Source organism: Singulisphaera rosea, assembly GCF_054877945.1.
The window spans coordinates 1-7,160 of the sequence record NZ_JBTYIP020000063.1 but is presented as its reverse complement, the minus strand read 5'-3'; the positions used below and the strand labels follow the sequence as shown (position 1 = coordinate 7,160).

The window sequence follows — 7,160 nt, the reverse complement described above, 5'->3', positions numbered from 1 at the left end:
AAACTATGGAAATCGAAGAGGCGCTCACTCGAAAACGCACACGCTCGCGCAAGTGCCGTTGCCAAAACCCCTTAAATCCAAGTTGGAGGGGCGTGAGAGGGTTTTCGATACGCTTGGTTTAGGACTAGCATGCCGTGGATTGAACCGTGCGAGAATCCTCGGGTGAGGTAATATTCGTGGTCGGAGACGGTTTGGGAGGCCGCCACCATCGCTTCGTCGGCCCATTTCATGTAGTTGAAAAGACGGCGAATCGACTCGGTCGTCAGGGACATCGGAACTGCCCTCGGCTTGCCTGGAACGAAATGGCGAATAGGTGACAGGACACGGCGAGGCCTTGCAAGGTTCCTACGTCAGACGGAGGAGGCCGCCCCGCGAGTTATGCTTGCCAAGCCGCGTGGCGCTCAAGCCCAGCCCACCGCGATCCGATAATACCCTCGTGCCTTGCCCGCCCCCCGCGCCAAAACTTTATGCTGTCCGGCGGCTCGACCGCCCGACATTGCAGCCGCCGCGAGCGGCAGGCAACGCACCCACAACCGAGGCCGGGTAGGCGAGTCCCACCCCGGCTTTCGGTGTTTCGGGGCCCACCCGCCATCTCTCTAGCCTCCCCGATCACGCGAGCCAGACCCAGCGCCATCGGGATTGGGTCGCCGAGTCCAATAACCAGATGGGTCAGGGCCTGGGTCTCGCGGGCATCTCCGAGGCCCGCGCCAGTGCTTGAGTGTCGATGTACTCCCGGATGTTCGTCACCTTGCCATCTCGAACGGTAATGGCGAAAACCCAATGGTCTTCGAACGTCCTATTGGTGGCTTTGATTCTCCCCGTAGCGAAGCCGACGGCAAGAACCCGGTCTCCTTGCGCTACGAATTCGCGAGGCTCTGTTGAGGCCTCTACCGTTTCGGAAACCTTCTGAAGCAAACTCGTCAATCCCGCGTGCCCGCGGTGCGTGCCGGCCAGCGGCCAGTCTTCGCCCGGGATGATCCACTCGAGATCTTCGGCGACCATCGCCAGCAGACCCTCCCTGTCGCCGCGGCCGATCGCGGCGAAGAAGTCCCTCACGGTCCTGACGTTCTCTTTTGTATTCATGATAATATCTAAATCTATCTTGTGTCGGAACGCGTTGTGCCCGTGATTCAGCTCGACTCAGCGGGAGGGGAAGTAGTGGCCGTTATCCAAATCGGCGAGCAGGCCGGGCTGAGCGGGTTCCCAGCCGAGGGCATGGCGGGTGATGAGGTTGGACGCCGGGAGGTCCAGCGTGACCAGATTCGCGAGGAACCCGAAGTATCCCGGAAGCATCAGTACGTCCGCGGGAATGCTCACGGCCGGCAGGCCCAGGCGGCTGCCGATGGCCTCGGCGATCTCGCGGAACCGGAGGCCCTCGCCCTCAATCCCGTGCCAATTTTTGCCGGCCGGACCCTTCTCCATCGCCAGGCGGAACAAGGAGGCGAGGTCGCGGCCGTGCACGGCCGGCCACACGTTCGCGCCGTCTCCAGGGTAGCCGACGGCGCCCTTCTCCTTCGCGAGCCCGATCAGCAATGGTAGGAAGCCGGCACGATCGGTCGTGCTGTGCGCGATGGTAGGAATCCGCACGATCGACGACCGCACGCCCCGCTCCGCGAGGCCGACCACGGTGAGCTCCACGATGTTACGGACCCGCAGGGAACCTTTGTACTCACCGCCGCCGGGGGGAAGGGCTGGATCCTCCTCGGTCGCCGGTCGTCCCAAGAAGTGGGCCCCAGGGGCCGGCCAGCCTGGGTTCGTGGGCGAGCCGATGCTCCCCGACACCACCAGCGGCTTGCCGGTTCCGGCCAGCGCCTCGCCGTACGCGAGCATGATCTGGAGTTCCGCGGCGGCCACGGCGTCGATCCCGCCGGAGGGGAGCAGGTCTTGCCTGTGCGCGACGTGGATGACGCCGTCGGACTCCGCCGCCGCGGCTTTGAGCCCTTCGAGGTCGGAAATATCCCCGCGACGCACCTTGGCGCCGAGCGCGGCCACCGCCGCCGCGGACTTATCGGATCGGGCCAGGCCGGTGACCTCGTGGCCGGCGGCGATGAGCTCGGGGATGATGTATGAGCCGATATGGCCGGTCCCGCCGGTGACGAATACATGCATCTCATGTTCCTCGAGAGTGATGTGAGAAGTAACGCTCCGGGCGCGCTCAGCCGAGAAGGCTGACGCCGATCGAGAAGTTTGTGTGCTTGATGGAGTGGGCGACGAGGCCCAGCGACAGCAGGCAGACGTGCTCCAGCGTCCGCGCCATGAAAAGCGGCCCGGTATCCATCGGGTGCAGTCCGAGGCTCCCGATGAACGCCGAGACGCGTGCCTTCGCCCCCGCGTCGTCCCCGGCGATGAACACGTCCAACTGGTGGCCTTCGGCGGGGCCGGCAGCCAGGACGCGGGAGAACTGGGTGTTGAACGCCTTGACGACATTCACATTGGCGGGGGCGGCCTTAGCGATCTCCTGCGCGCCGAAACTGCCCTCAGGGGTCACGAAGCTCATGTGGTCGGAGGCGACGGGGTTGGTGATGTCGACGAGGAGCTTGCCTGCCAACCCTTCACCGTACCGCTTCACCACGTCGAGGACGGCGGAGTAAGGCACCGCCAGGATGACGATGTCCCCGGCCGGGGCGGCGCCGAAAGTCCCCGACGTCGCGCCCGCTCCGACCTGCTCGGCCAGCGCCCGCGCCTTCGCCGCGTCGCGACTCATCACCTCGACGGTATGTCCGGCCTTGGCTGCAAGGCCGCCGATCGCCGCGGCCATGCCGCCCGATCCGATGATGCTGATGGTGCTCATGTTCGTGCTCCCCACTTCCAGCCGGGTATTTAGATCGCGTCCGATTTAATCGGATACGTTCCAATGCTAGCCACCAACTTCCCAGAGTCAATCGCATCCGATATAATCGGATACGACTCATGTTGGCCGCGACGTCACAAGCTCCGGAGGGATCAGTGACCCGTTCCCCAAAGGCCGAAGCCAAAGGCCCGAAACTCTCGAAGTTCCTGTGCTTTGCGGTCTATTCGGCCAATCTGGCGTTTGGCCGCGCCTACAAGCCCATCCTGGATGCGGTCGGCCTGACCTACACCCAGTACATCGCGATGGTGGCCCTCTCGGAGCAGGACGGGCAGACCGTGAGCGAGCTCGGCGAGAAGCTGTTCCTGGAATCCAACACGCTGACGCCGATCCTCAAGAAGCTGGAGCAGGCCGGCAATATCATCCGCAACCGCGATCCCGCCGACGAGCGGCAGGTGAGGGTGAGCCTGACCGCGGCCGGACGGCGCCTGCTCGAGAACGAACTCGGCAGGGCGCTGGTCGAACCCTGCGGCTTGGGTGACGAGTTCTCCGCCGTGCAGAAGAACGTCGTCAGGCTGCGCGACAATCTGCTGCGCAACACCAGCGGCAAGCAGGACGAGGCGTGATGCCTCTCCTTAGCTCGTATTCTCCCTGGTTTACCACGCCCTACGATGCTCCAAATTATCAATTGGAGCATCGTAGGGCGTAGCGGGTCAGAGTTGCGCCAGGCCGCCGTCGACGGCGACTTCGCTGGCGGTCATGAAACTGCTGTCCGACGAAGCGAGAAAGGCGGCAACCGCCCCGATTTCCGCCGGATCGGCCATGCGCATGAGTGGAGTCATCGAGGCGTAGACCTTCTGGCCCTCCTCGCCGAGCGCCGCCTTTGCGAGTTCGGTCGCCGTCGCCCCAGGCGAGAGCACGTTGACCCGGATGCCGGTGCCCTTCAGGTCCTCCGCCCAGGTCCGCGCGAGGTTGCGCACCGCCGCCTTGCTCGCACTGTAAGCGCTCATCGCAGGGGCTCCCGTGGTGCCGGCGCTCGATCCGGTCAGGATGATCGAGCCGCCCTTCCCCATCAGCGGCAGCGCCTTCTGGACCGTGAAGATCGTCCCCTTCACGTTGGTGTCGAAGGTCTCGTCGATGTGCTCGGCGGTGATCTTGCCAAGCGCGAGCGGGCTTCCCGCCCCGGCATTGGCGAAGACGATGTCGAGGGTCCCGCGCTCGGCCTTCACTGCCGCGTAGAGTCGGTCGAGGTCGGCCTCGTCCGAGACCGAGCCCTTCACCGCTCGGGCATTGGGTCCGAGGTCGGCCAAGGCGGCGTCGAGCGCCTCCTGCCTGCGGCCGAAGATGAAGACGATGGCGCCCTCCTTGATGAAACGCTTCGCCGCGGCGCGGCCGATGCCGGTGGCTCCGCCCGTGATGACCGCAACCTTGCCTTCGAGCTTTCCCATGACTTCTCGGCTCCCGTCGTGTCGGACGGCGCCCCAGTTCCCAACGGCAGGGGGACGCCGTAAAATACGGATCACCGGTCCGAATCCCAACTCGCGACATCCGGACCACTGATCCGAATATACGGACCACTGATCCATTTGGCAAGGCGCCCCATGCGAGCCGACGCCCGGAAAAATTACGACCGCATCCTCGCGGTGGCGCGTGACGTCGTCACCCAACATGGCGGCGATGCGTCCATGCGGGACATTGCCCGGCGGTCCGGCGTCGGGTTCGCCACGCTGCTTCGCCATTTCCCGACGCGAGAAGGCTTGTTCGAGGCGTTGCTGCGTACGGACCTGGACGCCTTGACGCAGAGAGCAGGCGAGCTGGAAAGGTCGAATACGCCCGACGAAGCGCTCGTGTCCTGGTTTCGCGAGATGGTGGCCTTCGTCCAAGGCTATGGCGGCGTCGTCGCCTTGATGGCGAGCGCACACGAGGACCCGGGCTCCCCGCTCTATGCGACATGCGCCGCGGTGCACTCGGCGGGCGCGCGACTACTGCTCCGTGCCCAGACCGAGGGGACGGCCCGAGCCGACATGGATGGCGGCGACCTGTTCGCCCTGGTGTCGGCGCTCGGCTGGCTCGTCGGCCAAGCCTCGTTTGCGCCACGGGCGGACCATCTCTCTCACCTGATTACGAGCGCCATCCTGACAAAACCTAGGACCACTGCACCATGAAAACCCTCGTCTCCATCGCCCTGCTGGCCCTCGCGGCAACGGCACACGCCCAGACCGACGCGGATCGCGAGAAGCCGCTGGGCGAAGAGGCCGTGAAGGTGTCCGAGCACGTCTGGCAGATCGTCGGCTGGCCGAACGTCGGGTTCGTCGTGGGTCAGGAGGCGACGCTCGTCGTCGACACCGGCCTCGGACCCCGCAACGGCGCCACGGTCGCGAAGGTGGCCAAGCGGCTCGCCCCCGGCAACAAGCTCTACCTGACCACGACGCACTTCCACCCCGAGCATGCCGGCGGCGTGGCCGGCTTCCCCGAGGGGACGATCCTGATCCGACCCAAGGTGCAGCAGGAGGAGATGGACAAGCACGGTGAGGAGATGATCCAACTCTTCTCAAACAGGAACGAAAAGTGGAAGGAGTTCCTCGTCGGTGCCAAGCTTCGCGCCCCGGACAAGACCTTCGACAGGGAACTTGAGCTGGACCTCGGTGGCGGCGTGAAGGCCCGGCTCCTCTGGTTCGGCGGTGCCCACACCAAAGGTGACGAGCTGACCTTCGTCCTGCCCGACAGGACCCTGATTTCAGGCGACGTGGTGCAGAACAAGGTCGTGCCGAACATCTTCGGCGACGGCGGCACGCCGGCGAGTTGGATCGCGGTCCTGGACGAGGTGGAAAAGCTCGGGGCCGAACACGTCGTGCCAACGCACAGCCCGGTGGGTGACGGCTCGCTTGTCGCGAAGGAGAAGGCGTTCATCACCGACCTGCGGACCCGGGGGCTGGCCCTGAAGGCAAAGGGCGTGGCCGTGGAAGAGGCCGGGAAGCAGCTCACCGAGGAGTTCAAGAAGAAGTATGTCGACTGGTCCATCAAGGACGTGTCGGGCTTCGTGAAGAGCATCTACGCCGAGTGAGGTGAAGCTTCATGGGGCCTGCTGGACCCATTGCTTCAGCCAATCCGGTGCCTCGAAGGGGTCCGCGAAATACTGGGTCTCATGGACGACCTTGCCGTCGCGAAACTCAATGATGCTGACGGCGAACGCTGGTTTCCCCCGGTACATGATCGTGTATTCGGTGATCCAGAGCTCGCCGTTTCCGAGAATCCGGCGGACCTTGAAGCCCGAAGACTTGCCTGGATGATGGCCCCGCAGAGCCTGCAAGTTGGCCCGCCCGATGATTCGCTCACCCGATTGAGGGTATTCGCAGACGGCATCGTCGGCGTAGATGCCATGCTCCGCTCCCAAATCTCCGGACGCCGAGGCGGACCATTGCCGATCCAGAGCATCGCGAATCTGGTCCACTTGCATCGCCGCTCCCGTTCTGAAGTGTCAGGGCGAACGGGGCTCGATTATAGCCGGGCGGTCGGAGAGGGGCGATATGGCTGAAGCCGTCGGCTCCCCTCCGGGTTCCATCGAGCGCCCGGCTTCGCGATCTATTGCATAGAATAACGCTTGCCAATGAGGGCAATCTGCCCTACCGTCCGCTTACGCACGGGCAATGAAGCCCGGCGGTGGGATGGAGATGGTATGACGGAAATGGTTAGGATATGGTCATTCGAGCACAACGCTTGGTGGGCACCGGATTCAAGGGGATACACGAACATCGAGGCTGACGCGGGCCTCTTCCCAAGGGCGGAAGCGGATAAGATTTGCCGGAGTGCGAACTACGGTGGCCGCTTGAACGAGGAAATCGTCGACCTCGTCAAGCCTCCGCTCAAAAATCGGATCGCTACTCTGAGAGGGGAAGGAAACGAGGGGAAGGAAAGGACAGGCAACGCAATTTTGACGGCCGGCGTCTTGACGATGGGCCTCTCTGTGGTTAGTGTTCCGAAGAACACCCCAGGAAGCCCTTCCGATGACCATGGCGCGTGCTCATCCGGTGGATCCGACCGTCACCCGTTGGTATCACTGCGTCACTCGCTGCGTGCGACGCGCCTTCCTCCTGGGGGATCCTGAGTACGATCGGAAGAGTTGGATCGACCGACGGCTCAAGGAACTTGCGGAAATCTTTGCGGTATCGGTCGCCGCGTTCTCGGTCATGGATAACCACCTCCATGTCCTCGTCCGCCTCGACCCCGACGTGGCCGGGGGATGGACCGATGAGGAGGTCGTGCGACGCTGGGGGCGACTCTTCCCGCCCCGCGACCGTTCCCGCCAACCCTTGCCCGTCTCCGACGACTGGGTCCAGGGGCGGCTCAAGGACGCCGAATGGGTGGCGATCGC

General features: G+C 64.2%; 9 protein-coding genes. 4 read left to right on the top strand and 5 right to left on the bottom strand.

The features are described 5' to 3' along the window. Positions 1 to 669 precede the first annotated feature (669 nt). From ACYOEI_RS40730 to ACYOEI_RS40720, 3 genes are read right to left on the bottom strand one after another with little or no spacing between them, the layout of a single operon-like run. Complete coding sequence (locus tag ACYOEI_RS40730; RefSeq protein WP_462856418.1) at positions 670 to 1,083, bottom strand: nuclear transport factor 2 family protein; 414 nt, start codon at positions 1,081 to 1,083, stop codon at positions 670 to 672. Between the two features lie 57 nt (positions 1,084 to 1,140). Next, entirely contained in the window at positions 1,141 to 2,109 is a 969-nt protein-coding gene (locus tag ACYOEI_RS40725) for an SDR family oxidoreductase (protein ID WP_462856417.1), read from the bottom strand. A 46-nt stretch (positions 2,110 to 2,155) separates the two neighbouring features. Next, the gene (locus ACYOEI_RS40720) at positions 2,156 to 2,806 is read right to left on the bottom strand and encodes an NADPH-dependent F420 reductase (protein WP_462856416.1); all 651 of its coding nucleotides are present in this window, start codon (positions 2,804 to 2,806) and stop codon (positions 2,156 to 2,158) included. 104 nt (positions 2,807 to 2,910) lie between these two features. Here ACYOEI_RS40720 and ACYOEI_RS40715 point away from each other — a divergent pair, with 104 nt between their 5' ends. After that, entirely contained in the window at positions 2,911 to 3,414 is a 504-nt protein-coding gene (locus tag ACYOEI_RS40715; RefSeq protein WP_462856415.1) for a MarR family winged helix-turn-helix transcriptional regulator, read from the top strand. A gap of 87 nt (positions 3,415 to 3,501) precedes the next feature. Here the strand turns inward: ACYOEI_RS40715 and ACYOEI_RS40710 are convergent, their stop codons facing one another. Beyond that, positions 3,502 to 4,236 carry an SDR family NAD(P)-dependent oxidoreductase gene (locus ACYOEI_RS40710; protein WP_462856414.1) on the bottom strand — a complete coding sequence of 245 codons (735 nt, stop codon included), beginning with the start codon at positions 4,234 to 4,236 and terminating at the stop codon, positions 3,502 to 3,504. A gap of 153 nt (positions 4,237 to 4,389) precedes the next feature. On the opposite strand from ACYOEI_RS40710, the gene ACYOEI_RS40705 reads away from it, so the two are divergent. Continuing rightward, positions 4,390 to 4,953: a TetR/AcrR family transcriptional regulator gene (locus ACYOEI_RS40705; protein ID WP_462856413.1), complete on the top strand. Its 564-nt coding sequence runs from the start codon at positions 4,390 to 4,392 to the stop codon at positions 4,951 to 4,953. Next, positions 4,950 to 5,852, top strand: coding sequence for an MBL fold metallo-hydrolase (locus ACYOEI_RS40700; RefSeq protein WP_462856412.1), 903 nt, complete (start codon positions 4,950 to 4,952; stop codon positions 5,850 to 5,852). Before ACYOEI_RS40705 ends, ACYOEI_RS40700 begins: the two co-directional genes overlap by 4 nt. 9 nt (positions 5,853 to 5,861) lie before the next feature. On the opposite strand, the gene ACYOEI_RS40695 is transcribed toward ACYOEI_RS40700, so the two are convergent. After that, entirely contained in the window at positions 5,862 to 6,245 is a 384-nt protein-coding gene (locus tag ACYOEI_RS40695) for a nuclear transport factor 2 family protein (protein ID WP_462856411.1), read from the bottom strand. A 547-nt stretch (positions 6,246 to 6,792) separates the two neighbouring features. Here ACYOEI_RS40695 and ACYOEI_RS40690 point away from each other — a divergent pair. Next, the coding region (locus ACYOEI_RS40690) for a transposase (RefSeq protein WP_462856410.1) at positions 6,793 to 7,160 on the top strand (368 nt) is incomplete at its 3' end.

Excerpts from the sequence above, each read along its gene's own strand:
- ACYOEI_RS40730 (WP_462856418.1), bottom strand. The coding sequence starts at position 1,083 with ATGAATACAAAAGAGAACGTCAGGACCGTGAGGGACTTCTTCGCCGCG.
- ACYOEI_RS40725 (WP_462856417.1), bottom strand. The coding sequence starts at position 2,109 with ATGCATGTATTCGTCACCGGCGGGACCGGCCATATCGGCTCATACATC.
- ACYOEI_RS40695 (WP_462856411.1), bottom strand. The coding sequence starts at position 6,245 with ATGCAAGTGGACCAGATTCGCGATGCTCTGGATCGGCAATGGTCCGCC.
- ACYOEI_RS40710 (WP_462856414.1), bottom strand. The coding sequence starts at position 4,236 with ATGGGAAAGCTCGAAGGCAAGGTTGCGGTCATCACGGGCGGAGCCACC.
- ACYOEI_RS40705 (WP_462856413.1), top strand. The coding sequence starts at position 4,390 with ATGCGAGCCGACGCCCGGAAAAATTACGACCGCATCCTCGCGGTGGCG.
- ACYOEI_RS40715 (WP_462856415.1), top strand. The coding sequence starts at position 2,911 with ATGTTGGCCGCGACGTCACAAGCTCCGGAGGGATCAGTGACCCGTTCC.
- ACYOEI_RS40700 (WP_462856412.1), top strand. The coding sequence starts at position 4,950 with ATGAAAACCCTCGTCTCCATCGCCCTGCTGGCCCTCGCGGCAACGGCA.